Below are 24,372 nucleotides of genomic sequence, written 5' to 3' on the forward strand. Positions count from 1 at the left end.
AAGCCCAAGCCCAAGCCCAAGCCCAAGCCCAAGCCCAAGCCCAAGCCCAAGCCCAAGCCCCTCACCCCAACTCCAACCAAATAGGCGCATGATCCGAAGGCTTCTCCATCCCCCGCAACTCATAATCGACCCCAGCCGCCTTGAGCCGCGACACCAACCCCTGCGACGCCATGATCAAGTCGATGCGCAGCCCCCGCTTGGGCTCATCCTCGAACCCCCGGCTGCGATAGTCGAACCAACTGAACCGGTCATCCACCTCAGGATGCAAATGCCTGAAGCTGTCGACCAATCCCCAGCCCTTGAGCCGCTCCATCCATTCACGCTCCTCAGGCAGGAAACTGCATTTGCCCGTGCGCAGCCAGCGCTTGGCGTTGTCAGGCCCGATACCGATATCGCAGTCTTGGGGCGAAATGTTCATGTCGCCCATCACCAACAAGGGTTGCTCGCTGCTGAACTGGCTTTCGAGCAATGCCTGCAAGTCACCATAGAACCGTTGCTTGGCCGGAAACTTGGTGGGGTGATCTCGGCTTTCTCCCTGCGGGAAATAACCGTTCATGACAGTGATGGGGGTGCCCTGTGCATCGGCAAAGGTGCCCCAGATGAAACGCCGTTGCGCATCCTCTTCGTCGCTGGCAAAGCCTTTGAACAACGACAGAGGCTCCCGACGCGAGAGCAGGGCGACGCCGTAGTGGCCTTTCTGGCCGTGATAGTGCACGTGATAGCCCAGGGCCTGTACCTCGGCCAACGGGAACTGATCGTCGCTGACTTTGGTTTCCTGCAGGCCGATTACATCCGGCTGGTGCTTGTCGATCAGCGCCGCCAGTTGATGGGGGCGCGCGCGTAAACCATTGATGTTGAACGAGACGATCTTCATTGAAAGATAATCCTGATAAAAGCAGGGATGCTAGCTGACATCGGCGACCACCACCAGCATGGCACCCTATGGCCCTGGCTGCTAACGTGCCAAGGCAGCTGAAACGATACACTCAAGGCGTTTACCGGCCCGTCCAAGTCCGTTCCAGGAGGATCACCTGCAATGCCCGACGTCACTGCTGCCTCGGCCCGTGTCTGTCTGCTCGATGATGGATACCACCGCGAGGTGCGCTCGCTCCTTTATCACGCTTATCGTCACGATCCCACGCTCGCCTATGTCTTCGAGGCCCAGCGCCCAGGGTATGAGCGGCGTCTTCGAATGATGCTGCGTGAATGGGTGCGACAGCACTTCTACCTTCAACTGCCAGCCATCGGCTTGCTGGTGGACGATCGTTTGGTCGGTCTGGCGCTGATTGCACCTTCGCTGCGGCGCCTGGGGGTGATCGACAGTTGGGCCTGGCGTCTGCGCATGATCCTCGGCACAGGCATACGCTGCACCCGGCGCTACCTGGATTACCAAGCGGCGCTGTCCAGTGCCTTGCCGCCGGGCAGGGTGCATGTGCTGTCGCTGGTGGGCGTGCATCCTCGGTACCAGAGGCAACGTTATGGTGAACAATTGTTACAAGCTGTTCATGACTGGTGCAGCGAAGACCCGCAGAGCCAAGGCGTGGTGCTCAATACTGGAAATGCTCATTTTCTGGCGTTCTACCAGCGTGTGGGCTATCAGGAGGTGGGTGAAATCGCGGTAGGGCCGATCCGTGAGCGCGTTTTCATGCGTCCCAACCCGATGTCCGTGGAGACTGCGATTGGGTAAGACGTTCGACAAGCGGCACCCTGAACGGGTCGCCTCTGGTAGCATTCGCCCCATGACGTATTCAGGAAGACTAACCTGGGGCCTGATTTTTTGGGCCGCCAGTACCGCAGCATGGGCCCAGAGCGAATTGAAGGTGCAGGTAAAACCGGCCAACAAAGCGCTCAAGAGCAATATCGAAAACTACATTGGCAGCCTCGGCAACCGTGACGAAGAAGCCTTGCTACGCTTCAGTCGTGGTGCTCAGGAGCAGGCGCGCAAGGCCGCCCAGGCCCTGGGCTACTACCAGGCGCAGATCGACACCGAGGTCAAGCCACCGAGCGACAAGGACCATCCCCCGCAACTGATCATCAGCATCGAGCCCGGCGAGCCTGTGCACTTGCGCAACGTCACCGTGCGTATCGAAGGCCCGGCCAGCGAGCTCAGGGCATTTCGCATTCCCGACAGCAAGGCGTTGCGCCCAGGCGAGCCACTCAATCACGGGGTCTACGAAGACGCCAAGCGTCTGATCCAGAACCAGGCATCGCGTTATGGTTTCTTCAGCGGCCGCTTCACCCGCCAGCGCCTGTCGGTCGACCCCCAGGCGGGCGTGGCCGATATCGAACTCATCTACCAAAGTGGTCCCCGCTACCGCATGGGGGCTGTCACGTTCGGCGGCGATACGCCCTTGGACAACGACCTGCTGCAGCGCATGGTCTCCTTCAAACCCGGCACACCCTATGATTCCGAGCTGATCGCCGAGCTCAACAACGACCTCCAATCGAGTGGCTATTTCGAAGGCGTACGCGTCGACGCGGCGCCGACCGCGGCGGTCAATGAGGAAATCCCGGTGGACGTTCACCTGCAAACCCGTAAGCCTCGTACCATGGGGCTGGGCCTGGGGTTCTCGACCGACGTCGGGCCACGCGGCAAGGCCAACTGGACCCGTCATTGGGTCAATGCTCAAGGGCACAGCTATGGCTGGGAAACCGAGCTGTCCGCGCCGCGGCAAAACGTCGGTCTGTGGTACGACGTGCCTCTGGACCCACCGCTGACCGACAAGCTGCGCTTTGCCGGCGGTTACCAAAACGAGGAGATCGCCGGAACCGACACCCTGAGTAAACTGCTGACCGTGGGCCCAGAGTGGCACAGCAAGCTGCCCAGCGGTTGGCAGCGGGTCGTCTCGCTCAAGTACCAGCGCGAAGAGTACCGCTTGGGTGATGATTCGGGGTTGAGCAACCTGTTGATGCCCGGGGTCAGTTTCTCCTACCTGCGTAGCGACAACCGCATCGATCCGCACAACGGCTACCGGCTGCAGTTCGACCTGCAAGGGGCAAAAGAAGGGCTGGTGTCCGACACCAACCTGCTGCACGGGAACGTGCTGCTCAAGGGCCTGACCACCCTCGGCCAGCGCCACCGCCTGCTTGGCCGTGTGCAATTCGGCGGTAGCGCTACCAATGGCTACAAACAGAACATCCCGCCTTCGTTGCGCTTTTTCGCAGGTGGCGACCAGAGCGTGCGCGGCTACGACTACCAGAGCTTGTCTCCGAAAAACAGCGACGGCGACCGAATCGGCGGCCGCTACTTGGTGGCAGGCAGCGCCGAGTACCAGTACTCAGTCGCCGAAAAGTGGCGTGTGGCGACGTTCATCGACCAAGGCAATTCATTCAATACGCTGGAACTGCCCAGCCTCAAGACAGGCGTCGGCATCGGCGTACGCTGGGTTTCGCCGGTCGGGCCGTTGCGCCTGGACCTGGCCCGAGCGCTGGATGAGGACGGTGGTTTCCGCTTGCATTTCTCCATGGGGCCTGAGCTGTGACTCGTGTGTTCAAACCCATCCTTCTGACATTGCTGGCGTTGCTGCTGCTCATTGCCTTGGCCCTAGGCCTGCTGTTGGGCTCGGAGATGGGCAGCCGCTGGGCACTGGGGCGTGTGCCGGGGCTTGAGGTCAACGATTTCGAGGGACGCCTGGGCAGCAACTGGCAGGCCAGCCGACTGGTCTGGGCCGATGGCGACAACCGGATCGAAGTGCAGGCGCCACGGTTGACGTGGTCGCCAGCCTGCCTGTTGCGCGCCACACTGTGCGTGGACCGCCTGCAGGCCGAGCGTATCGACATGGCCTTTGCGCCCGCAGAGGCAGCGGCAGACAGCGGGCCATTGCAACTGCCCGCCTTGCGTCTGCCGATCGCCATCGAGCTGGGTGAGGTCAAAGTCGGGCAATTGCGCCTGGACGGCAACGACCTGCTGGGTGACCTGCAACTGGCTGCGCACTGGACTGTCGGCGGCCTGCGCATCGACACCTTGCAACTGCAACGGGACGACTTGCACCTGAACCTGCAGGGCGATCTTCAGCCTGAAGGCGATTGGCCGTTGCAAGTGGCCGGCACCTTGCAGTTACCCGCCGTGGACGGTAAGCCCTGGCAGCTGGCGCTGACGGCCAAGGGTGAATTGCAGAAGACCTTGACGCTCGAAGCCATCAGCAGTGGGTACCTCGATGCCCGCCTGAGCGGCGAGTTGCAGGCATTGGCTGAACACCTACCGGCTACCCTGAGCCTTCGCGCCGATGGCTTCAAGCCTTCGGCATCATTGCCTGACACCCTTCAACTAAACCAACTGCGTCTCGACGCCACGGGCGATCTGCTCAAGGGCTATCGCCTGGCAGGTTCCGCCAGCCTGCCTGCCGAACAAGGCCCCATTGGCCTGGTACTGGGCGGGCAGGTGGATGCCAAGGGCGCTCGCCTGGATGCGCTGGACCTCAACGCCAGCGAGACCCAACGGGTCAAGCTGCAGGCCAGCGCCGACTGGCAAAAAGGGCTTGAGGCCGACGCCCGCATCGACTGGCAGGATTTTCCTTGGTTGCGCCTCTATCCCTTGGAGGAGCCACCTCAGGTTACCCTCAAACGCTTCAATGCTCAGGTGCAATACCGAGACGGCAATTACAAAGGTGACTTCAAGGGTGACCTCGACGGCCCCGCCGGAGCGTTCAACGTGGCCAGCCCCTTCGAGGGCGACCTGAGCCAGGTGCGCTTGCCGCAGTTTGCCTTGACGGCCGGGCAGGGCAAGGCTGCCGGTAGTGTTGCCGTTCGATTCGCCGACACACTGGCCTGGGATGTGGATGTGCAACTGTCAGCGCTGGACCCTGCGTTCTGGCTGGCGGAGATGCCAGGCTCCCTGGGCGGGCCCCTGCGCAGCAAAGGCGAGCTGAAGAACGAGCACCTGCAGGTGCAGGCTCAGCTTGATCTCAAGGGGCGCTTGCGGGGGCAACCCGCCGTGCTCAAGGTGGAGGCCGACGGTGCGGACGAGCGCTGGACACTCGCAACTCTTGCCGTGCAGTTGGGCGATAACCGCATCAATGGCAGTGGCAGCCTGCAACAGCGCTTGGCCGGTCGCATCGATCTCGATCTGCCACGCCTGGGCCAGCTCTGGCCGCACCTTCAAGGGCGGGTGAATGGCCGCCTGGATGTCGCCGGTACATTACAAGCGCCGCAAGGGACCTTGACCCTCCAAGGACAACAACTTGGCCAGGCGCAGAATCGGATCCAACGGCTGGACCTCGACGCCAAGCTAGACAGCGCGCAACGCGCCCTGGTTACCTTGAAAGCTGGCAATATCCGCCTGGACGAAACGGCCTTGGGCAATCTGGACATCAACGGCAAAGGGGATATCCGCCAGCAAGCAGTCACCCTCGCGCTCGACGGGCCGCAGCTCAAGCTGAATCTGGCATTGGACGGTCAACTGGCCAAGGGTGACTGGCGCGGCCGTCTGGCAGACGGGCGTATCCAGGCCGGTGGCCAGGATTGGCGCTTGCAGGCTCCGGCAAAACTGCAGCGCCTGGCCAGCGGTCAGCTTGATCTTGGCACCCATTGCTGGCGCGCCGGGCAGGCGAGCCTGTGTGGCGAGGACCAGCGGTTGATGCCCGAGCCGCGGCTGCGCTATCACCTCAAGCAGTTCCCGCTGGACAGCCTGGCCCAGTGGTTGCCGAAGGATTTCGCCTGGCAGGGCCTGCTCAATGCAGACATCAATCTGGACATTCCAGACGCCGGGCCCAAGGGCAACATCCGCGTCGATGCCAGTGGCGGCACCCTGCGGGTTCGCGACCAGGACCGCTGGATCGACTTCCCGTACCAGGTGCTGCGTCTGGACAGTACCCTTGCTCCCCGTCGGGTCGACACCCGCCTGGATTTTCGCGGCGAGCGCCTGGGTGAGCTGAGCCTGAGCACCCGAATCGACCCGCTGGGCAAGAACAAGCCGCTGTCAGGGGATTTCCGCCTGACGGGCCTGGACTTGTCCGTGGCGCGTCCCTTCGTGCCGATGGTCGAGCGCCTCACCGGTCAGCTCAATGGCAGCGGTCGTTTGTCCGGCACCCTGTTGAGCCCACAGGTCAACGGCAACCTGGCGCTCAGTGGTGGCGAAGTCAGTGGAGCGCAGTTGCCGGTCAGCCTCAAGAACCTTTCGCTGCAGGCGCTGATCGCCGGTGAGCAGGTACAGCTGAACGGCAATTGGCAAAGCGGCGAGGCCGGCCGTGGCCAATTGGAGGGCAACCTGACCTGGGGCCAGGCCCTGGCCATGGATTTGCGTCTGAGGGGCCAGCAATTGCCTGTCAACGTCGAGCCCTATGCGGCTCTTGAAGTTGCGCCAGACCTGACCATCCGGCTGGTCGATGACAAGCTGGCGGTCGCTGGCAAGGTGAAGGTGCCCAAGGGCAAGATCACTGTGCGCGAATTGCCGCCATCGACCGTCAAGGTTTCGGATGACACGGTGATCGTCGGCGATCAGACCGAAGAAGGTGCGCCGCCCATGGCGATCGCCATGGACGTCGATGTGGACGTGGGGCAGGACAAACTGTCGTTCAAAGGCTTTGGTCTGACGGCCAATCTGCTCGGGCATGTGCACATCGGCAACAACATGGATACCCGCGGTGAACTCAGCCTGGCCGACGGTCGCTACCGCAAATATGGCCAGAACTTGATCATCCGTCGGGCACGGCTGTTGTTCGCCGGTCCGATCGACCAGCCGTACCTGGATATCGAAGCGATCCGTCGGGTCGACGATGTCATCGCTGGCATTCGCCTCAGTGGCAATGCCGAGCAGCCGACCACCAAGGTGTTTTCCGAGCCTGCCATGAGCCAGGAACAGGCACTGTCCTACCTGGTACTGGGCCGCCCTCTGACTGCCACGGGCGAAGACAACAACATGCTGGCCCAGGCGGCCCTCGGGCTTGGCCTGCTGGGCGGGGAGGAATTGACAGGTGGCCTGGCCTCGAGTCTTGGCATCGAGGACTTCCAACTAGGCTCCGAAGGCTCGGGCAACAGCACCAGCGTGGTGGCCAGCGGTAACATCACCGAGCGGCTGAGCTTGCGCTACGGCGTCGGAGTGTTCGAGCCGGCCAATACCATCGCGTTGCGCTACAAACTGAGCAGAAGGGTTTTCCTGGAAGCGGCCAGCGGCTTGGCCAGTTCCTTGGATATCTTCTACAAGCGCGATTTTTGAACCCTTCACAGCTTTCAGCAAACGTGTCGAGTGCCTCATCCTTCAAGGGGTGGGGCGCTTTGCTTTTGAGAGGCGCTCAAACAGTTGGGCCTCGTGCTGCTGTGGCACTTAGGCCAGCAGGTCTCAGCTCGCGTGATCTTCCTGTCGGCGGATATTGCCGATCTGGCGCAAGCTCAAGCCGTACTTGTCCGCCAACAGACTGCGCGAAAGACCGTCAGCACTTTCCTGTTTGATTTGCAGGTTGCGCAATTGGCGCATGAAGTGATCCGGCTTCGGAATTTCCAGGGCGACACCGGCAAAACGCTTGATCAGGCTTTGCAAGGCCTCTGGAGGCAATAGATCGGCAAGCTTGGTACGTTCCAGATGCTTGGGGATGTATTTAGGGCGCCCGCCATAAGCGCAAGTCAGTCGGTAGGCGTTTTCTATGCCGATGCATTCGATCAGCGATTGCAGGGAGTGAGGCAGTTGGGAAATGTCGATGCGATTGAGGTCTGGCAGTTCCATTGGTGATTCCTCGGAGAAATAAGCAGGCGCAGGGCATGGTGGTCCATGTCGAAAGGCGGGCGGGCTTTGCCTCAATGGGCGAAGTCGTCGTCGGCCTGAGCTTGATTCTCCGGCAGCCACGAGTGGGGTCGCTAGGCGCCAAGCGGATCGGCGGGTGTAGCCTTCTGGCGTGAGGTTGTGCAGGCAGCGAGGGTCGAATACGTAGGATGTGGCGTCAACAAAGCCCTGAAGGCCTTGATGACTCGTATTTTCAGTTTGCATTGCGCATCGGAGGGTCAGCCTACCTTCACCCCATGATGCAAGTGCCGGGGAAGGGCTAGATGCAAAAGCGCCGCCTATGGGGGGGACGTTGTATCATGGCCTCGGCTCGTCGCGAGCCATATGTCCCTGATGTCGCAAGGAACCTTCGATGACACATGTGCAACGCTTGAAATACTCGATCCTGATCATCCTGGTGGTGCTGGGCATCATGCTGGGCCTGTCCTATCTGCAAAAGCAGGGGACCATTACCGAGCAGACCTTCCAGTACATCGCCATCGCCATCGCCGTAGTCGTGGTGGTGATCAACGCAATCCTGCGTCGCAAGGTCGGGCCCAAGCCTTGAAGCAGGCGGGCCGGCCAAGCGCGGCCGGCCATGGGGTCAACGGGCGGTGGCTTGCTCCAGCACGGCCCGGGCCTCGGGGTTGAGGCTGTAGCACTTGTCGTTGCCCAGGCTGATCACGCCTTCGGCGCACAGCCGCTTGAGCACCTCGCGCACGCTGAGAAACGACAGTGGGATGTCCAGCTGTTCCAACTGCGCATGGACGCCGCGCACCCCGATGCTGCGCCCATCGCGATCGGCGGCGTGCAGGGCATCGATGACTTTGAGGCGGATCAGGCTGGTACGCAGGCCAAAGGTTCGCAGCAATTCGCGGATCTGCTCGTTACCGGCACGCACCTCGGCGCCCGCGACCGCTCTGGTCGTGGCCAGGCGAGGGCCGCTCTGCAACGCAGGTTGTGGGTCGTACATGTGAATGCTCCTTTTCGTGGGCTGTCCCGAAATCATGAGTGCCTCACTTAATAGGACGAATGAGATGGGCAAAACTGCAGCCCTTGGCGAAAAAAATCGCTGCTTTGTGTTGAAGACGTCGCGCTGGGTTGTCTTGCGTAAAATTTTCACCGGGCTGTTCGTCTGATCGGGATGACCCTTCCAATCCCAGGAGTGCCCGTGTCCATACTCCCGCGTCACCCGACCCACCTTGGGCTGGCAGCCGTTCTGCTCAGCTCAGGCCTTGCCGCGCAAGCCCTTGAAGCCACTGGCAAGGCATCGGCGCAGATCCGCCGGACCACTTTTGGCGTCCCGCATATCCTGGCCAAGGACGAACGAAGCCTGGGGTATGGCATCGGTTATGCCTATGCCCAAGACAACCTTTGCCTGCTGGCCAACGAAGTGCTGACCGTCAATGGTGAGCGCGCGCGCTACTTCGGTGCCCGGGGCAAGACGATCGAGCAGCGTGAGAACCTCGACAGCGATACGTTCTTCGCCTGGCTCAATACCGACTCGGTGGTCAATGCCTTCCTCCAGGCCCAGCCAGACCCGGTGCGTCAGCGGCTGGAGGGGTATGCCGCGGGCTACAACCGCGCCCTTGCCGAGCGCAAGGGCCAGGGGCTGCCGGTTGAATGCGGCAGTGGCGACTGGCTGCGGCCGATCACCAGCCTGGACCTGGCCAAGCTCACCCGCCGGTTGTTGGCAGAGGGGGGCATCGGTCAATTCGTCGAGGCGCTGGTGGCGGCCTCACCGCCGCAAGCGGCCGAGCGAGGGGAGGGGCGGGACTTCAGCGCCGCCTTGGCGCGCCAGGCGCAGTTCGCCTCGGCCCGAGGCAGCAATGCGGTAGCGGTCGGCGCCGAGCGTTCGTCCACCGGCGGCGGCCTGTTGCTGGCCAATCCACACTTCCCATGGGAGGGAGGCATGCGTTTTTATCAGATGCAGCTGACCATCCCGGGGCAGTTGGATGTCATGGGCGCCGCGTTGCCGGGATTGCCATTGATCAATATCGGCTTCAACCGCCACCTGGCCTGGACCCATACCGTCGATACGTCCAAGCACTTCACCTTGTACCGCCTGCAACTCGACCCGAAGGACCCCACTCGCTATCTGCTCGATGGCAAGTCCGTGCCACTGACCCGCCAGACCTTGAGCGTGACGGTCAAGGGTGAGGATGGCCAACTGCAGCGAGTCCAGCGACACGTCTATACCTCGAGCTTCGGTCCGGTGGTGCAGTGGCCTGGCCGGCTGGACTGGGACCGGCAACACGCCTATAGCCTGCGCGACGCGAACCTGGAGAACACCCGGGTGTTGCAGCAGTGGGATGCGATCAACCGTGCCGACAGCCTGGACCGCCTCAAACAGGCGGTGGGGCAGATCCAAGGCGTTCCATGGGTCAACACCCTGGCTGTCGATGCCGGGGGGCGTGCTGCGTATCTGAATCAGTCGGTGGTGCCTTATGTGGACCAGGCGTTGCTGGCGCGCTGCGGCGATCCGGCGGCAACCGAGCCACTGGTGGTCCTGGATGGCTCGCGCAGCGTGTGCCAATGGAAGACCGATGTGCAAGCGGCTCAACCCGGCATCTTCCCGGCGCGGCTACTGCCAAGCCTGGAGCGCCGCGACTTCGTGCAGAACTCCAACGACCCGGCCTGGCTTGCCAACCCTGCGCAACCCTTGACTGGTTACTCACCGTTGGTCAGCCGCGAAGGTCAGCCGCTGGGCCTGCGCAGCCGCTTTGCCCTGCAGCGCCTGCAAGGGCCCGGCAAACTCGGGATGGCCGAGCTGCAACGCATGGTGCTGGATGATGAGGTGTATGCCGCTAATCTCGTGCTCCCGGACCTGCTGGCCTGGTGCCAGGCGGCGCCATCCGATGTGCAAGCGGTGTGCGCAAGTCTGGGCGCCTGGAATGGCAAGGCCGACCTGGACAGCGGCGTGGGCCTTCTGCACTTTGCCAACATCGTCGAGGCGATGGCAGAGCATCCTGAAAGCTGGCGTGTAGCCTTCGATCCGGTCGATCCGCAGCATACGCCGCGCGGCTTGGCGGTGGAGCAGGCGTCGGTGAGCAAGCGTGTACATGAAGCAGCGCTGGCTTCGTTGGCACGGTTGGATGAGGCGGGTGTGAGTGTCGATCGCCATTGGGGACAGATTCAGCAGTCCGCCGATGGCACACCTGTGCCGGGTGGGCCTCAGGAGCTTGGGGTGTACAACGCGATGTACAGTGTCCCTGCGGGAGCGGGCAAACAGCAGGTCGTCAGTGGCACCAGCTATCTGCAGCTGGTCAGCTTCACCCGGCAGGGGCCGCAGGCGCTTGGGTTGCTGGCGTTTTCGCAGTCAAGCGAGGCCGCATCGCCCTATGCCAGTGACCAGACCCGTGCGTTCTCTGCCAAGCGCTTGGCACCGATACCGTTCACCGAGGCGCAGATCAAGGCTGATCCGCAGTATCGCCAGTATGTGATCAGCGAGGGGGACCAGGCTGTGGTGGCCGGCGCAGGTCATTGAGTCAAGAAGGGGCGCTTGGCGCCCCATCACGACGGCCCCGAATCAAGGAAAGTCGAACGGGGCCAGCTGGAAGCCCTGGTCATCGACCTGCAAGGCCCAGCCACGGCGGTCCCAGTCACCCAGCACGATGCGTCGAGCCGGCTGCCCTTCGACCACCAGCTTGTGAAGCGCTGGCCGGTGGGTATGGCCATGCACCAGGGTGCGCACGCCATGGGCTGCCATCACCTTGGGAACTTCCTCGGGTGTGACGTCGACGATCTCGGTGGACTTCATGCGTGTCTGCGACCGGCTTTCGCTGCGCAGCTTACGCGCCAGCTTCTGCCGGGTGGACAGCGGCAGGTGACGCAGGATCCACAGGCTCAGCGGGTTGCGCAGGTAGCGACGCAGCTTCATGTAGGCCAGGTCGCGGGTGCACAGGGTGTCGCCATGCATCAACAACACCGGCTCGCCACCGAGTTGCACCACGCTGGGGTCAGCCAGCAGGGTACAGCCTGCCGCTTCGCAGAAGGCTTGGCCGATGAGGAAGTCGCGGTTGCCGTGCATCAGGTAGATCGCCGTGCCGCTGTCGCTTAGCCGACGCAGGGCCTGGCAGATCGACTGCTGGAAAGGCGTCATGGCATCGTCGCCGATCCAGGCTTCGAAGAAGTCGCCGAGGATGTACAGCGCCTTGGCATGCCGGGCACGGCCGTCGAGCAGATCAAGAAACGCCCGGGTTATGTCCGGGCGTTCTTCTTGCAGGTGCAGATCGGAGATCAGCAGAATCACTCAATGATCTCGGCTTTCTCGATGATCACGTCGTCCTTCGGCACGTCCTGATGGCCGGCCTTGGAACCGGTGGCGACGCCTTTGATCGCGTCGACCACGTCACGGCCTTCGATCACTTCGCCGAACACGGCGTAGCCCCAGCCTTGGACGTTCTTGCCGCTGTGGTTGAGGAAATCGTTATCGGCGACGTTGATGAAGAACTGCGCCGAGGCGGAGTGCGGTTCCATGGTGCGGGCCATGGCGATGCTGTACTTGGCGTTCTTCAGACCGTTGTCGGCTTCGTTCTGGATCGGGGAACGGGTTGGCTTTTGCTTCATGCCCGCTTCGAAACCACCACCCTGGATCATGAAGTTGTTGATCACGCGGTGGAACACGGTGCCGTTGTAGTGACCGTCCTTGACGTACTGAACGAAGTTTTCGACGGTTTTCGGTGCCTTTTCGCCGTCCAGTTGCAGGACGATGTCGCCGTGGTTGGTGCTCAGTTTGACTTTGGACATGCTGAATTCGCTCTTTGAAAGGCATTCGGAAAATGGGCTGCGCAGGGCGCGTACTGTCACCTGACGCAGGATCGGGCGACTGCGACACAAGGCGCGCGTCGGCCATTTTGCATGGCTTGCGACAAATCGCGCCAGTTTGTCGGTGCCCGGCTGTCAGCAGCTTGACTGCTTCGGCTATGATAGGCCCTTTGATTCAATCGGCCTACCCAGGCCGGATACCAGCATTCAAGGATCCTATGAGCAAGCCCACTGCCGAAAACGCGCCCAACGCCGCTGCCAAAGGCGCCCCCGCCGTCCCTGCAAACTTCCTGCGGCCGATCGTCCAGGCCGATCTGGACTCGGGCAAGCACAGCAGCATCGTCACCCGTTTCCCGCCGGAGCCCAACGGTTACCTGCACATCGGCCACGCCAAGTCGATTTGCGTGAACTTCGGGCTGGCCCAGGAATTCGGGGGTGTCTGCCACCTGCGTTTCGACGACACCAACCCGGCCAAGGAAGACCAGGAGTACATCGACTCCATCCAGCGTGACGTCAAATGGCTGGGCTTCGAGTGGGCAGGCCCGGTGCGCTACGCTTCGGACTACTTCGATCAATTGCACGACTGGGCCGTGGAGCTGATCAAATCGGGCGATGCCTATGTCTGCGACCTCACCCCTGAGCAGGCCAAGGAATACCGCGGCAGCCTGACCGAGCCAGGCCGCAACAGCCCGTTCCGCGACCGCAGCGTCGAGGAAAACCTCGACCTGTTCGCGCGCATGAAGGCCGGCGAGTTCAAGGATGGCGAGCGTGTGCTGCGCGCCAAGATCGACATGGCGTCGCCTAACATGAACCTGCGCGACCCGATCCTGTACCGCATCCGTCATGCCCACCATCACCAGACCGGCGACAAGTGGTGCATCTACCCCAACTACGACTTCACCCACGGTCAATCGGACGCCATCGAGGGCATCACCCATTCGATCTGCACCCTGGAGTTCGAAAGCCACCGTCCGTTGTACGACTGGTTCCTGGACAAACTGCCGGTGCCGGCGCGCCCGCGCCAGTACGAGTTCAGCCGTCTGAACCTCAACTACACCATCACTTCCAAGCGCAAGCTCAAGCAACTGGTTGACGAAAAGCACGTCGATGCCTGGGACGACCCGCGCATGTCGACCCTGTCGGGCTTCCGCCGCCGCGGCTACACGCCGGCCTCGATCCGCAACTTCTGCGAGATGATCGGCACCAACCGCTCCGACGGCGTGGTCGACATGTCCATGCTCGAGTTCAGCATCCGTGACGACCTCGACCGCACCGCGCCGCGCGCCATGTGCGTGCTGCGTCCGCTGAAGGTGGTGATCACCAATTACCCGGAAGGCAAGGTCGAGCAACTCGAACTGCCGCGCCATCCGAAAGAAGACATGGGCGTGCGCGTGCTGCCGTTCTCCCGTGAGCTGTACATCGACCGTGACGACTTCATGGAAGAGCCGCCCAAAGGCTACAAGCGCCTGGAGCCTGCTGGCGAGGTGCGTCTGCGCGGCAGCTACGTGATCCGTGCCGACGAGGCCATCAAGGATGCCGACGGCAATATCGTCGAACTGCGCTGCTCGTATGATCCGGACACTCTGGGCAAGAACCCCGAGGGCCGCAAGGTCAAGGGCGTGATCCACTGGGTTCCGGCCGAAGGCAGCGTGGAGTGCGAGGTGCGCCTGTACGACCGCCTGTTCCGTTCGCCGAACCCGGAGAAGACCGAGGAGGGCGGCAGCTTCCTGGACAACATCAACCCGGATTCGCTGCAGGTGCTGACCGGCTGCCGCGCCGAGCCGTCGCTGGCCCAGGCCGCGCCTGAGGACCGCTTCCAGTTCGAGCGCGAAGGCTACTTCTGCGCCGACCTCAAGGACAGCCAACCGGGCCGTCCGGTGTTCAACCGCACCGTCACCCTGCGTGACTCCTGGGGCAGCTAAGGAATCGCCGTGCTTACCATCTACAACACCCTGAGCAAGACCAAGGAAGCCTTCAAGCCCCTGGACGGCAACAAGGTGCGCATGTACGTGTGCGGCATGACCGTGTACGACTATTGCCACCTGGGCCACGGCCGCAGCATGGTCGCCTTCGACCTGATCACCCGTTGGCTGCGCAAGAGCGGCTACGAGCTGACCTATGTGCGTAACATCACCGACATCGACGACAAGATCATCAACCGCGCCAATGACAACGGCGAGCGCTTCGATGAGCTGACCGCGCGCATGATCGATGCCATGCACGAAGACGAGCGCCGTCTGAACATTCTGCCGCCGGATCAGGAGCCGCGCGCCACCGACCATATCCCCGGCATGCACGCAATGATCCAGACCCTGATCGACAAGGGTTATGCCTACGCACCGGGCAATGGCGACGTGTACTACCGGGTCGGCAAGTTCGTCGGCTACGGCAAGCTGTCGCGGCGCAAGATCGAAGACTTGCGCATCGGCGCGCGGATCGAAGTGGGCGAAGCCAAGCAGGACCCGCTGGACTTCGTCCTGTGGAAAGCCGCCAAGCCGGGCGAGCCGAGCTGGGAGTCGCCGTGGGGGCCGGGCCGTCCTGGCTGGCACATCGAGTGCTCGGTCATGTCCACCTGCTGCCTGGGCGAGAGCTTCGACATCCACGGCGGCGGCAGCGACCTGGAGTTCCCGCACCACGAGAACGAGATCGCCCAGAGCGAGGCGGCCACCGGCAAGCCTTACGCCAATGCCTGGATGCACTGCGGCATGATCCGTATCAACGGCGAGAAGATGTCCAAGTCGTTGAACAACTTCTTCACCATCCGCGATGTGCTCGACAAGTATCACCCTGAGGTGGTGCGCTACCTGCTGGTGGCCAGCCACTATCGCAGCGCCATCAACTACTCCGAGGACAGCCTGCGTGAGTCCAAGGGTGCCTTGGAGCGCTTCTACCACGCGCTGCGTGGTCTGCCGCGTGTCGAGGCCAAGGGAGGCGAGGAGTTCGTCGAGCGTTTCAGCGTGGCGATGAACGACGATTTCGGTACGCCGGAGGCCTGCGCCGTGCTGTTCGACCTGGTGCGCGAGATCAACCGCCTGCGTGACAGCGATCCTGAGGCCGCTGCCGGTCTTGCGGGTCGTCTGCGTGAGCTGGGAGATGTGCTGGGTGTACTGCAACTGGACGCCGATGACTTCCTGCGCGCCGGGGCTGAGGGCAAGGTCGACGCCGCTGAAGTGGAAGCGCTGATCCAGGCGCGCTTGCAGGCGCGTGCGGACAAGAACTGGGCCGAGTCCGACCGTATCCGTGACCAGCTGACCGCCATGGGCGTGGTCCTGGAAGACGGTAAGGGCGGTACCACCTGGCGCCTGGCTGACTGATCGATGCGTTGATTGGGGCTGCTTTTTGCAGCTTTTCGCGGGTCAACCCGCGAAGGGCCGCAAGGCGGCCCCAGTCGTTACTTGGCTGGCCCCGCCAACGGGCAATGCAGTGTCAGCTTCGCCCCGCCCAGCTCGCTGCTTCCCACCTCCAGCCGGAACCCATGCAGGTCGACGATCGCCGCGACGATCGACAGCCCCAGCCCGAACCCCGGGTGGCGATGGCCTTCCTCACTGCGATAGAAACGCTTCAACACTGCCGCGCGCTCTTGCTCCGGAATCCCCGGTCCACTGTCCTCGATGGCGATATACAGGCCGCTGGCATACTCACGCGCCTGGATCCGTACCTGTCCACCCTCCGGTGTGAACTTGATGCCGTTACCCACCAGATTGGCCAGCGCCTCGAACAGCAGTTCCCGGTCCCCGTGCAGCGCCGGCAACTGCGCGGGCTGCTCCAGGGTCAGGCGGATGCCACCATCTTCGGCCAGCGGCAGGTAGAAGTCGAAGAGCTCCAGCAGCAAGGCGTGGGGATCGAGTTCGACGAACCCGGCGCGGCGCTGACGGTCTTCCAGTTCGCTGATGCGCAACAGTCCGCGAAAGCGCGCCATCAGCGTGTCGGTCTCGGCAATTGCCTGCTCCAAGGCCTGGGCCTCGGGCGCGTTGTCACCGCCTTGCTGGCGGATCCGGTAAAGCTGCGCACGCAGGCGAGTGAGCGGCGTGCGCAGATCATGGGCGATGTTGTCACAAACACCCTTGACCTCGTGCATCAACCGTTCGATGCGGTCGAGCATGGCATTGACGATGGCCGCCAGCATGTCCAGCTCGTCACGCCGCGCCGAAAGCGGTAGGCGATGGGTGAGGTCACCTGCGACGATCAGCTCGGCCTGGGCCTGGATCGCCCTGATACGTTTGAGCGGTCGCCTGCGCAGCAGGTACCAACCGGCGAAACCGGGGATCAAGGTCAGGGAGATGCCCCAGAGCAAGGCATGCAGGATGATCCGTGTAACCACGAACAGCGAGCCGTTGTCGCGGACCAGCACCAACCAGCGTCCATCCTTGATGCGGATCGCCACGGCGTCGCAGCTGTCGCGGGGCAGGTGTGGGTCGTCGGCATCCAGGCATCGCTTGAGTTCGTGGACTTCGCCATCGAGCCCGAGCTCCGGTGGGATGAAGCGCACACGCCCGCCAATGGGGTTGAGCTGGGCGTCGAACAGGCCGTAGGCGTCGAAACCGCGCTCCTCGAACGCCTGGCTTGCGATCAGCGCATCGTCGAGCTGCTTGCCACTCATGTGGGAGAACAGGTGCTGGCGTTGCAGCATGGAGTGGCGGGTGAGCTTGTTCAGGTAGCTTGAGACCTCGAAGTACAGCACCCCCATGAGGATGCTGCTCCAGGCCACGAACAGGAAGCTGTACAGCGCCAGCAGGCGGCTGGTGGAGGAGCTCCAGCCCTTAGACGGGTTCGGCAATGGCATAGCCGGAGCCCCGCACGGTACGGATGAGCGGGTTCTGGCCAGGCGGGTCGATCTTCTTGCGCAGGCGACCGATGTGCACGTCGATCAGGTTGGTGCCAGGGTCGAAGTGGTAGCCCCAGACTTCTTCGAAAATCATCATCCGGGTGATGACCTGGCCGGCATGGCGCATCAGGTATTCCAGCAGCTTGTATTCGGTGGGTAGCAGGTTGAGGGTCTGCTCGCCGCGGCGCGCTTCGTGGCTGATCAGGTCCAACTCGAGGTCGGCGACCTGCAGACGGGTCTGGGTCACCGGCACGCTGTTGCGGCGCAGCAGTACTTCGACCCGTGCGGCCATCTCGTCGGAGGCGAACGGCTTGGTCAGGTAGTCGTCGCCGCCGGCGCGCAAGCCGCGCACGCGCTCGTCGACATCGGAGAGGGCGCTGATCATCAGGATGGGGGTGGCGATCTTGAGGTTGCGCAGGGTGGTGACGATGGTCAACCCATCGACCTCGGGCAACATGCGATCCAAGGTGATCAGGTCGTAGCCTCCACCGATGGCCTTGGACAGGCCTTCACGGCCATTGTCGGCCCAGTCCACTTCCAGGCCATGGCTGGACAGTTCGGCGACGATCTCCTGGGCGGTGACGGCGTCGTCTTCGATGGTCAGTACGCGGGGCATGCTAGTACCTGGGCAGCGATTGGAGGCTTGATTGTGCCAAAGAATAGACATTGCGCGATTTAAGAAAAATTCATTTGCTGCATCAAGACCTGATCGGCCTGAGTCTGCGGGGCCGAGATCCCCCTTTGACCTTGGTGAACGGGCGCACCGCCAAAGGCGGGTATGGAAAATGAAAACGGGGCATGCCATTGCTGGCATGCCCCGTTTTTCAAGGGGAGGACGGAGCCTCAGGCGACCTTGACGATCCAGCCGGCTGGCGCTTCGACGTCGCCGCTCTGGATGCCGGTCAGCTCGTTGTAGAGCTTCTGGGTGACCGGGCCGACTTTTTCCAGGTCGTGGAAGACGTGCAGCTTGCCGTTGTACTCGATCCCGCCGATCGGCGTGATGACTGCGGCGGTACCGCAGGCGCCGGCTTCGACGAAGCGATCGAGGTTGTGGATCTCGACATCGCCTTCGACCACTTTAAGGCCCAGGCGCGAGGCGGCCAGTTCCATCAGCGACAGACGGGTGATGCCCGGCAGGACGGAGGCCGATTTCGGGGTGACGAACTCGTTGTCCTTGGTGATGCCGAAGAAGTTGGCCGAACCGACTTCCTCGATCTTGCTGTGGGTCAGCGGGTCCAGGTAGATGGCATCGGCGAAGTTGTTCTTCTTCGCTTCGGCACCTGGCATCAGGCTGGCCGCATAGTTGCCACCGACCTTGGCGGCGCCGGTACCTTGCGGGGCGGCGCGGTCATAGCTGGAGATGGTGAAGTTGTGCGGTTTCATGCCGCCTTTGAAGTACGAGCCGACCGGGATGGCGAAGATCGAGAAGATGAACTCCGGCGCGGTGCGCACGCCGATGTTGTCGCCGGTGCCGATGACGAACGGACGCAGGTAAAGGGCGCCTTTGCCGTGCGGTGGTACGAAGCGCTCGTTGGCCTTGACCACTTGCTTGCAGGCCTCGATGAACACATCGGTCGGCACTTGCGGCATCAGCAGTCGGGCGCAGCTGCGCTGCATGCGGGCGGCGTTCTGGTCAGGGCGGAACAGATTGATCGAGCCGTCCTTGCAACGATAGGCCTTCAGGCCTTCGAAGCATTGCTGGCCATAGTGCAGGGCGGTGGAGCCTTCACTGATGTGCAGCACGTTGTCTTCGGTCAGGGTGCCTTTGTCCCACTCGCCGTTGCGCCATACGGACAGGTAGCGCTTGTCGGTCTTGATATAGTCGAAGCCCAGCTTGTCCCAGTTAATGCTCTCGTTACTCATGACACCCTCTTGTATTGCCTAGGGCCTGATCGCTCAGGCTGCTTTTATATGCGCACCTCGCCACGATAATACATCCGCCGCGGATCCGAAACGTCCAGTCATGAATTGCTCAGACGGGCGACCGGCTGGTCAGCCCTTGCGACGACGCGGTGCGCTGAATCTTTTCATCCAGCCTCAAGCGAAGAGTTGGCCCGTTACCTGCTATGTCCCTGCCAAAGAATTTGATCAAGTGGTCAGGCCTGCAGGGCATCCAGCGCTGCTTCTGACCCGCTTCACGGCCGCAAGGCCGCGTGTTTTCGGGGGCTTGTGGATGTCGTTGGCGCAGCGCAAGGAACAACTCGAGCAGCAACCTGGCTGGAGCGCCTGTCTCCAACTGCGCTTCATCCAGTGCGAAGGGGTGACCCGCCTTGGTGCGCGGCGGCACTTCGGTCCTCTTTTGGTGCAGCGTCCGTTCCATCCCGAAGGTGCACCCTGTCATGTCTATGTCCTGCATCCGCCAGGTGGCATCGTCGCCGGTGACCGGCTGGAATTGGAGGTTCATCTAGAACCTGGCAGCCACGCACTGCTGACCATGCCGGGGGCGAGCAAGTTCTACCGCAGCATCGGGCCTACGGCAGGGCTCACGCAGCGGTTCCACCTGGCGGCGGGCAGCACGCTGGAATGGCTGCCCCAGGACAGCATCTTCTTCAGTGGCGCGCGAGCCAGGCTCGACAGCCGCTTCACGCTCGAGCCCGGTGCACGGTTGCTGGCCTGGGAAACCCTGTGCCTGGGGCGACCGGTCATGGGCGAGCGCTTCGAGCAGGGCGCACTCGATAGCAGCCTGTGCATCGAACTGGCAGATGACCCTGGGCTGCAGGAGCGGCTGCGCATCGAAGCCGGGGAGTTGGACAAGCTTGGCGGCTACCCGCTGGTCGCTACGTTTTGCGCAGCGCCCGCCAATCCAGCGCTGCTCGAGCGCGTGCGCCAGGCACTGGAGGGCTTGGGCAATCCTGCTGGCGCCACCTTGCTGGGGCCCTTGCTGGTGATCCGCCTGCTCGACCATGACAACCAACACCTGCAATCCACCCTGCAGCGCCTCTGGCACCTGCTGCGTCCGGCTGTCCTCGGCCTGGCGCCGTGCCCGCCGCGCATCTGGGCCACCTGAGAGAGAGGCCATGGAGCTGACCCCAAGAGAGAAAGACAAACTGCTGTTGTTCACCGCAGCGTTGCTGGCCGAGCGGCGCCTGGCCCGTGGCTTGAGGCTCAACTACCCGGAGGCGGTGGCGCTGATCAGCGCCGCTGTGCTCGAAGGCGCCCGTGATGGGCGCAGTGTCGCCGAGCTGATGAGCCTGGGCCGTGAAGTACTGGGGCGGGCGCAGGTAATGGAGGGCGTGGCCGAGATGCTCCACGACGTTCAGGTCGAGGCGACCTTTCCCGACGGCACCAAGCTGGTGACCGTGCATGACCCCATCGTCTGAGGAGCCGAGCATGATCCCCGGAGAAATCCAGGTCGCTGACGGCGACATCGAACTCAACAAGGGCCGCCCGACTGTCAGCGTCAGCGTAGCCAACCATGGCGACCGTCCGGTGCAGGTCGGATCGCACTACCACTTCTACGAGGTCAATGATTGCCTGGTCTTCGAGCGTGAGGTGGCCCGGGGCTATCGCCTGGATATCCCGGCCGGCACCGCCGTGCGTTTCGAGCCTGGGCAGGCCCGCACCGTTCAGTTGGTCGCCTACGCCGGCAAGCGGGAGGTGTACGGCTTCCAGGGCAGGGTCATGGGCGCACTGGAGGGCAGGGTATGAGTCGGATATCCCGGCAGGCCTATGCCGACATGTTCGGCCCGACGGTCGGCGACCGTGTGCGCCTGGCCGATACCGCCCTGTGGGTCGAGGTGGAAAAGGACTTCACCGTATACGGTGAAGAGGTCAAGTTCGGTGGTGGCAAGGTTATCCGCGATGGCATGGGCCAGGGCCAGATGCTCGCCGCCGAGGCGATGGACCTGGTGCTGACCAACGCCTTGATCATCGATCACTGGGGCATCGTCAAGGCCGATATCGGCGTGCGTCATGGGCGTATCGCCGCGATCGGCAAGGCGGGCAATCCGGATGTCCAGCCAGGGGTCACCGTCCCCGTCGGGCCGGGCACCGAAGTGATCGCTGCCGAGGGCAAGATCATCACTGCCGGTGGCATCGACTCGCACATCCACTTCATCTGCCCGCAACAGGTGGAAGAAGCCTTGATCAGTGGCGTCACCACGTTCATCGGGGGCGGCACCGGGCCGGCCACCGGCACCAATGCCACCACCTGCACGCCCGGCCCCTGGTACTTGGCGCGCATGCTCCAGGCCGCCGACAGCCTGCCGATCAACATCGGCTTGTTGGGCAAAGGCAATGCTTCGCGGCCCGAAGCCTTGCAGGAGCAGATCGCCGCCGGAGCGGTGGGCCTGAAACTGCACGAAGACTGGGGCTCCACGCCGGCTGCCATCGACTGCTGCCTGGGCGTGGCCGAGGCGCTGGACATCCAGGTGGCGATCCACACCGACACGCTCAATGAGTCCGGGTGTATCGAAGACACCCTGGCCGCCATCGGTGATCGCACCATCCACACCTTCCACACCGAAGGTGCCGGGGGCGGTCATGCGCCGGACATCATCCGCGCAGCCGGGCAGGCCAATGTATTGCCCTCTTCGACCAACCCGACGCTGCCCTATACCGTGAACACCGTCGACGAACACCTGGACATGCTCATGGTCTGCCATCACCTGGACCCGAGCATTGCCGAGGATGTGGCCTTCGCCGAGTCGCGCATACGCCGCGAGACCATTGCCGCCGAGGATATCCTCCATGACATGGGGGCTTTCGCGATGACCTCTTCGGACTCACAGGCCATGGGCCGGGTGGGCGAGGTGGTGCTGCGCACCTGGCAAGTGGCGCACCAGATGAAGCTGCGCCGCGGGCCGTTGTCGCCTGACAGCGATTACAGCGACAACTTCCGGGTCAAGCGCTACATCGCCAAGTACACCCTCAACCCGGCCCTGACCCATGGCATCGCCCATGAGGTGGGATCGGTGGAGGTGGGCAAGCTTGCTGACTTGGTGCTCTGGTCGCCGGCCTTCTTCGCCGTCAAGCCGGCCTTGGTGCTCAAGGGCGGAATGATCGTCACGGCGCCGATGGGCGATATCAATGGCTCGATTCCCACGCCGCAACCTGTGCATTACCGGCCGATGTTCGGCGCACTCGGCGCGGCCCGGCAGGCCACGCGCATGACCTTCCTGCCGCAATTGGCCATGGACAGGGGCCTGGCCGAGACACTTGGTCTGCGCAGTCTGATCGGTGTGGCCCGCGGCTGTCGGCGGGTACGCAAGGCCGACATGGTCCACAACAGCCTGCAACCGCTTATCGAGGTAGATGCCCAGACTTATCAGGTGCGCGCCGACGGCGAGCTGCTGGTGTGCGAACCGGCCCGCGAACTCCCGTTGGCCCAGCGTTATTTTCTGTTCTGAGGAAAACCCATGATTGTCCTGACCCGTCGACTCAACGAAGCAGGCCCTGTGACCGGCACCGTTACCCTGGACGTGGATTGCCGCATCAAAAGCCGCCTGCGTATCACCCTGGACGACGGCCGTGAGGCAGGCCTGATGCTTGAGCGTGGTCACCTGCTGCGTGGCGGCGAGCTGCTCGGTGACGCCGAAGGTCACCATGTAGTGCAAGTGCTTGCCGCGCCCGAGCAGGTGTCCACGGTGCGTTGCACCGACCCGCTGCTGCTGGCCCGCGCGGCCTACCACCTGGGCAACCGCCATGTGCCGTTGCAGATCGAACCTGGCCTGCTGCGTTTCCAGCACGATCATGTCCTGGACGAGATGCTGCGCGGCCTGGGCTTGAGCGTGGTGACCGAGCAGGCGCCTTTCGAACCTGAAGCTGGGGCCTACCAGAGCGCGCCCCATCATCACGGCCACGACCATCAGTTCGTGCGCTTGCCTGCCCATTGCTGAGCCATCTTGGGAGTTTTCAATGAAAAAGACGTTAGCCGTTGTCCTGCTGCTGGTGGCCCTGCCGGCCTTCGCCCACCCTGGTCACGACAGTAGCCCCTTGCGCGACGGCCTGTTGCATCCACTGACCGGTCTCGATCATCTGTTGATGTTGCTGGGCACCGGTGTGCTGGCGGCCCTGACGCGCCGAAGCCTGGGCCTGCCGCTGGCCACCTTGGCGGCGATGGTCGGTGGGGCGGTGTGCGGGCATCTGGTTGGTGACGTGCTGGGTATGGAAGCGATGATCGCCGTGTCGGTATGGGTGATCGCAGGCGCCTTGTTGCTGCCCAGTCGGCAAAGGCTGCTGGCAGTGATCATGCCGATGTTCGCCCTGTTCCATGGCTGGGCCCATGGCGTGGAGGCTACACCCAGCGCATTCTGGCTGTTCGGCTCAGGTTTCGTTCTCGTCAGCACGCTGCTGCTGGCAGTGGGATTTGCCGTCGGCTGCCTGTTGCGTCGTCACACGGGCCTGCAGAAGGCCGTCGGTGGGGGGATGCTGGCGGGGGCGGCCTTGGTGCTGGCCGGTTGATGGACGTCGACCTCGCGCTGCTGCGCCTACTGCAACTGGCCAGTCCAGGCCTGCCGGTAGGCGGTTTCACCTACTCCCAGGGGTTGGAGTGGGCCGTGGAGGCCGGTTGGGTGCGCGACACTGCAACCTTCGCTGCCTGGCAACGCGAGCAATTGAACGACACCCTCGGCTACCTCGACTGGCCAGTGTTGGCGCGGCTCTATCACGCCTGCCAGGCAAATGATGCCGGCGCCTTCGCGCATTGGAGCCGCTTCGTGCTGGCCAACCGTGAGACTGCCGAGTTGCGGCTGGAAGAACAGCAGCGTGGCAGTGCGCTGGCGCGGCTGCTCGATGGCTGGCAGCTGGGGCAGGCCCCGGACTGGCGGGTCAGTCTCGACCTGAGCCAACTGAGCGGCATGGCCTGGCTTGGCGTGCATTGGTCCATCCCGTTGCGTCAGTTGGCCTTGGGCCACGGCTTTGCCTGGCTCGAAAGCGCGGTGATGGCCGGGGTCAAGCTGGTGCCGTTCGGCCAGCAGGCGGCCCAGACGCTACTGCGCGACCTGGGGCAGGCGCTGCCTGCCGTGCTCGATCGCGCCCTGGCGCTGGACGATGACCAGCTCGGCGGCAGCCTGCCGCGGCTCGCCATTGCCTCTTCCTGTCATGAAATCCAATACACCCGTTTGTTCCGTTCTTGAGGAAGACCTTC

22 protein-coding genes are annotated in these 24,372 nt (G+C 63.1%); 14 read left to right on the forward strand and 8 right to left on the reverse strand.

The window, feature by feature from the left end; translation table 11 throughout:
* Positions 1-61 precede the first annotated feature (61 nt).
* Entirely contained in the window at positions 62-874 is an 813-nt protein-coding gene (gene xthA / locus DQ397_RS11025) for an exodeoxyribonuclease III (protein ID WP_043215524.1), read from the reverse strand.
* A 162-nt stretch (positions 875-1,036) separates the two neighbouring features.
* On the opposite strand from xthA, the gene DQ397_RS11030 reads away from it, so the two are divergent.
* Genes DQ397_RS11030 through DQ397_RS11040 form a run of 3 tightly spaced genes read left to right on the forward strand, consistent with a single transcriptional unit; the run spans position 1,037 to position 7,153 of the window.
* Positions 1,037-1,687: an N-acetyltransferase gene (locus tag DQ397_RS11030; RefSeq protein WP_043215523.1), complete on the forward strand. Its 651-nt coding sequence runs from the start codon at positions 1,037-1,039 to the stop codon at positions 1,685-1,687.
* A 52-nt stretch (positions 1,688-1,739) separates the two neighbouring features.
* Positions 1,740-3,482, forward strand: coding sequence for an autotransporter assembly complex family protein (locus DQ397_RS11035; RefSeq protein WP_043215521.1), 1,743 nt, complete (start codon positions 1,740-1,742; stop codon positions 3,480-3,482).
* Entirely contained in the window at positions 3,479-7,153 is a 3,675-nt protein-coding gene (locus DQ397_RS11040; protein ID WP_043215519.1) for a translocation/assembly module TamB domain-containing protein, read from the forward strand. Before DQ397_RS11035 ends, DQ397_RS11040 begins: the two co-directional genes overlap by 4 nt.
* A 123-nt stretch (positions 7,154-7,276) precedes the next feature.
* On the opposite strand, the gene DQ397_RS11045 is transcribed toward DQ397_RS11040, so the two are convergent.
* Positions 7,277-7,657, reverse strand: a complete 381-nt coding sequence (locus DQ397_RS11045) for a Mor transcription activator family protein (protein ID WP_043215517.1) — start codon at positions 7,655-7,657, stop codon at positions 7,277-7,279.
* Positions 7,658-8,066: 409 nt separating this feature from the next.
* Between DQ397_RS11045 and DQ397_RS11050 the strand changes: the two genes are divergently transcribed.
* Positions 8,067-8,261, forward strand: coding sequence for a hypothetical protein (locus tag DQ397_RS11050; RefSeq protein WP_043215515.1), 195 nt, complete (start codon positions 8,067-8,069; stop codon positions 8,259-8,261).
* 36 nt (positions 8,262-8,297) lie between these two features.
* Here DQ397_RS11050 and DQ397_RS11055 read toward each other — a convergent pair whose 3' ends face one another.
* Entirely contained in the window at positions 8,298-8,666 is a 369-nt protein-coding gene (locus DQ397_RS11055) for a fe2+ zn2+ uptake regulation protein (protein ID WP_043215512.1), read from the reverse strand.
* A 198-nt stretch (positions 8,667-8,864) separates the two neighbouring features.
* Between DQ397_RS11055 and DQ397_RS11060 the strand changes: the two genes are divergently transcribed.
* Entirely contained in the window at positions 8,865-11,180 is a 2,316-nt protein-coding gene (locus DQ397_RS11060) for an acylase (protein ID WP_238556647.1), read from the forward strand.
* Positions 11,181-11,222: 42 nt separating this feature from the next.
* Here the strand turns inward: DQ397_RS11060 and DQ397_RS11065 are convergent, their stop codons facing one another.
* The gene (locus DQ397_RS11065) at positions 11,223-11,945 is read right to left on the reverse strand and encodes a UDP-2,3-diacylglucosamine diphosphatase (RefSeq protein WP_043215510.1); all 723 of its coding nucleotides are present in this window, start codon (positions 11,943-11,945) and stop codon (positions 11,223-11,225) included.
* Positions 11,942-12,442 (reverse strand): peptidylprolyl isomerase, encoded by a 501-nt coding sequence (locus DQ397_RS11070; protein WP_043215507.1) that lies wholly within the window; start codon positions 12,440-12,442, stop codon positions 11,942-11,944. The genes DQ397_RS11065 and DQ397_RS11070 overlap by 4 nt, the downstream gene beginning before the upstream one ends.
* Positions 12,443-12,678: 236 nt before the next feature.
* Here DQ397_RS11070 and DQ397_RS11075 point away from each other — a divergent pair, with 236 nt between their 5' ends.
* Together DQ397_RS11075 and cysS are read left to right on the forward strand one after the other, a co-directional pair.
* Entirely contained in the window at positions 12,679-14,382 is a 1,704-nt protein-coding gene (locus tag DQ397_RS11075; RefSeq protein ID WP_070574585.1) for a glutamine--tRNA ligase/YqeY domain fusion protein, read from the forward strand.
* A gap of 9 nt (positions 14,383-14,391) precedes the next feature.
* Positions 14,392-15,774, forward strand: a complete 1,383-nt coding sequence (cysS, locus tag DQ397_RS11080; RefSeq protein ID WP_043211339.1) for a cysteine--tRNA ligase — start codon at positions 14,392-14,394, stop codon at positions 15,772-15,774.
* Positions 15,775-15,851: 77 nt separating this feature from the next.
* Here the strand turns inward: cysS and DQ397_RS11085 are convergent, their stop codons facing one another.
* From DQ397_RS11085 to DQ397_RS11095, 3 genes are all read right to left on the reverse strand, one after another.
* Positions 15,852-17,243 carry a HAMP domain-containing sensor histidine kinase gene (locus DQ397_RS11085; RefSeq protein ID WP_043211337.1) on the reverse strand — a complete coding sequence of 464 codons (1,392 nt, stop codon included), beginning with the start codon at positions 17,241-17,243 and terminating at the stop codon, positions 15,852-15,854.
* Positions 17,221-17,901 (reverse strand): response regulator transcription factor, encoded by a 681-nt coding sequence (locus DQ397_RS11090; RefSeq protein WP_043211335.1) that lies wholly within the window; start codon positions 17,899-17,901, stop codon positions 17,221-17,223. Before DQ397_RS11090 ends, DQ397_RS11085 begins: the two co-directional genes overlap by 23 nt.
* Positions 17,902-18,128: 227 nt before the next feature.
* A complete protein-coding gene (locus DQ397_RS11095; RefSeq protein WP_043211333.1) occupies positions 18,129-19,148 on the reverse strand; it encodes a branched-chain amino acid aminotransferase in 1,020 nt (339 codons plus the stop codon).
* Positions 19,149-19,458: 310 nt separating this feature from the next.
* Between DQ397_RS11095 and DQ397_RS11100 the strand changes: the two genes are divergently transcribed.
* The 7 genes from DQ397_RS11100 to DQ397_RS11130 are packed head-to-tail and all read left to right on the forward strand — an operon-like array spanning position 19,459 to position 24,361.
* Positions 19,459-20,292, forward strand: coding sequence for an urease accessory protein UreD (locus DQ397_RS11100; RefSeq protein ID WP_043211332.1), 834 nt, complete (start codon positions 19,459-19,461; stop codon positions 20,290-20,292).
* A gap of 10 nt (positions 20,293-20,302) precedes the next feature.
* Positions 20,303-20,605 (forward strand): urease subunit gamma, encoded by a 303-nt coding sequence (locus DQ397_RS11105; RefSeq protein WP_043211330.1) that lies wholly within the window; start codon positions 20,303-20,305, stop codon positions 20,603-20,605.
* Between the two features lie 10 nt (positions 20,606-20,615).
* The gene (locus tag DQ397_RS11110; protein WP_043211329.1) at positions 20,616-20,933 is read left to right on the forward strand and encodes an urease subunit beta; all 318 of its coding nucleotides are present in this window, start codon (positions 20,616-20,618) and stop codon (positions 20,931-20,933) included.
* Positions 20,930-22,633, forward strand: coding sequence for an urease subunit alpha (ureC, locus tag DQ397_RS11115; protein ID WP_043211328.1), 1,704 nt, complete (start codon positions 20,930-20,932; stop codon positions 22,631-22,633). Before DQ397_RS11110 ends, ureC begins: the two co-directional genes overlap by 4 nt.
* Positions 22,634-22,642: 9 nt before the next feature.
* Positions 22,643-23,122, forward strand: a complete 480-nt coding sequence (gene ureE, locus DQ397_RS11120) for an urease accessory protein UreE (RefSeq protein WP_043211326.1) — start codon at positions 22,643-22,645, stop codon at positions 23,120-23,122.
* Positions 23,123-23,141: 19 nt separating this feature from the next.
* Positions 23,142-23,687: a HupE/UreJ family protein gene (locus DQ397_RS11125; RefSeq protein WP_043211325.1), complete on the forward strand. Its 546-nt coding sequence runs from the start codon at positions 23,142-23,144 to the stop codon at positions 23,685-23,687.
* Complete coding sequence (locus tag DQ397_RS11130; RefSeq protein ID WP_043211324.1) at positions 23,687-24,361, forward strand: urease accessory protein UreF; 675 nt, start codon at positions 23,687-23,689, stop codon at positions 24,359-24,361. Before DQ397_RS11125 ends, DQ397_RS11130 begins: the two co-directional genes overlap by 1 nt.
* Positions 24,362-24,372: the final 11 nt, after the last annotated feature.

This window comes from Pseudomonas sp. CK-NBRI-02, from assembly GCF_008124495.1.
Classification (GTDB): domain Bacteria; phylum Pseudomonadota; class Gammaproteobacteria; order Pseudomonadales; family Pseudomonadaceae; genus Aquipseudomonas; species Aquipseudomonas guariconensis.

What these genes read in the sequence shown, in the direction of transcription:
- DQ397_RS11090 (WP_043211335.1), bottom strand. Translation starts at nt 17,901, where the DNA reads ATGCCCCGCGTACTGACCATCGAAGACGACGCCGTCACCGCCCAGGAG.
- DQ397_RS11105 (WP_043211330.1), top strand. Translation starts at nt 20,303, where the DNA reads ATGGAGCTGACCCCAAGAGAGAAAGACAAACTGCTGTTGTTCACCGCA.
- ureC (WP_043211328.1), top strand. Translation starts at nt 20,930, where the DNA reads ATGAGTCGGATATCCCGGCAGGCCTATGCCGACATGTTCGGCCCGACG.
- xthA (WP_043215524.1), bottom strand. Translation starts at nt 874, where the DNA reads ATGAAGATCGTCTCGTTCAACATCAATGGTTTACGCGCGCGCCCCCAT.
- DQ397_RS11035 (WP_043215521.1), top strand. Translation starts at nt 1,740, where the DNA reads ATGACGTATTCAGGAAGACTAACCTGGGGCCTGATTTTTTGGGCCGCC.
- DQ397_RS11095 (WP_043211333.1), bottom strand. Translation starts at nt 19,148, where the DNA reads ATGAGTAACGAGAGCATTAACTGGGACAAGCTGGGCTTCGACTATATC.
- DQ397_RS11130 (WP_043211324.1), top strand. Translation starts at nt 23,687, where the DNA reads ATGGACGTCGACCTCGCGCTGCTGCGCCTACTGCAACTGGCCAGTCCA.
- DQ397_RS11055 (WP_043215512.1), bottom strand. Translation starts at nt 8,666, where the DNA reads ATGTACGACCCACAACCTGCGTTGCAGAGCGGCCCTCGCCTGGCCACG.
- DQ397_RS11100 (WP_043211332.1), top strand. Translation starts at nt 19,459, where the DNA reads ATGTCGTTGGCGCAGCGCAAGGAACAACTCGAGCAGCAACCTGGCTGG.
- DQ397_RS11075 (WP_070574585.1), top strand. Translation starts at nt 12,679, where the DNA reads ATGAGCAAGCCCACTGCCGAAAACGCGCCCAACGCCGCTGCCAAAGGC.
- DQ397_RS11110 (WP_043211329.1), top strand. Translation starts at nt 20,616, where the DNA reads ATGATCCCCGGAGAAATCCAGGTCGCTGACGGCGACATCGAACTCAAC.
- DQ397_RS11030 (WP_043215523.1), top strand. Translation starts at nt 1,037, where the DNA reads ATGCCCGACGTCACTGCTGCCTCGGCCCGTGTCTGTCTGCTCGATGAT.
- DQ397_RS11050 (WP_043215515.1), top strand. Translation starts at nt 8,067, where the DNA reads ATGACACATGTGCAACGCTTGAAATACTCGATCCTGATCATCCTGGTG.
- DQ397_RS11070 (WP_043215507.1), bottom strand. Translation starts at nt 12,442, where the DNA reads ATGTCCAAAGTCAAACTGAGCACCAACCACGGCGACATCGTCCTGCAA.
- DQ397_RS11125 (WP_043211325.1), top strand. Translation starts at nt 23,142, where the DNA reads ATGAAAAAGACGTTAGCCGTTGTCCTGCTGCTGGTGGCCCTGCCGGCC.
- ureE (WP_043211326.1), top strand. Translation starts at nt 22,643, where the DNA reads ATGATTGTCCTGACCCGTCGACTCAACGAAGCAGGCCCTGTGACCGGC.
- DQ397_RS11045 (WP_043215517.1), bottom strand. Translation starts at nt 7,657, where the DNA reads ATGGAACTGCCAGACCTCAATCGCATCGACATTTCCCAACTGCCTCAC.
- DQ397_RS11085 (WP_043211337.1), bottom strand. Translation starts at nt 17,243, where the DNA reads ATGCCATTGCCGAACCCGTCTAAGGGCTGGAGCTCCTCCACCAGCCGC.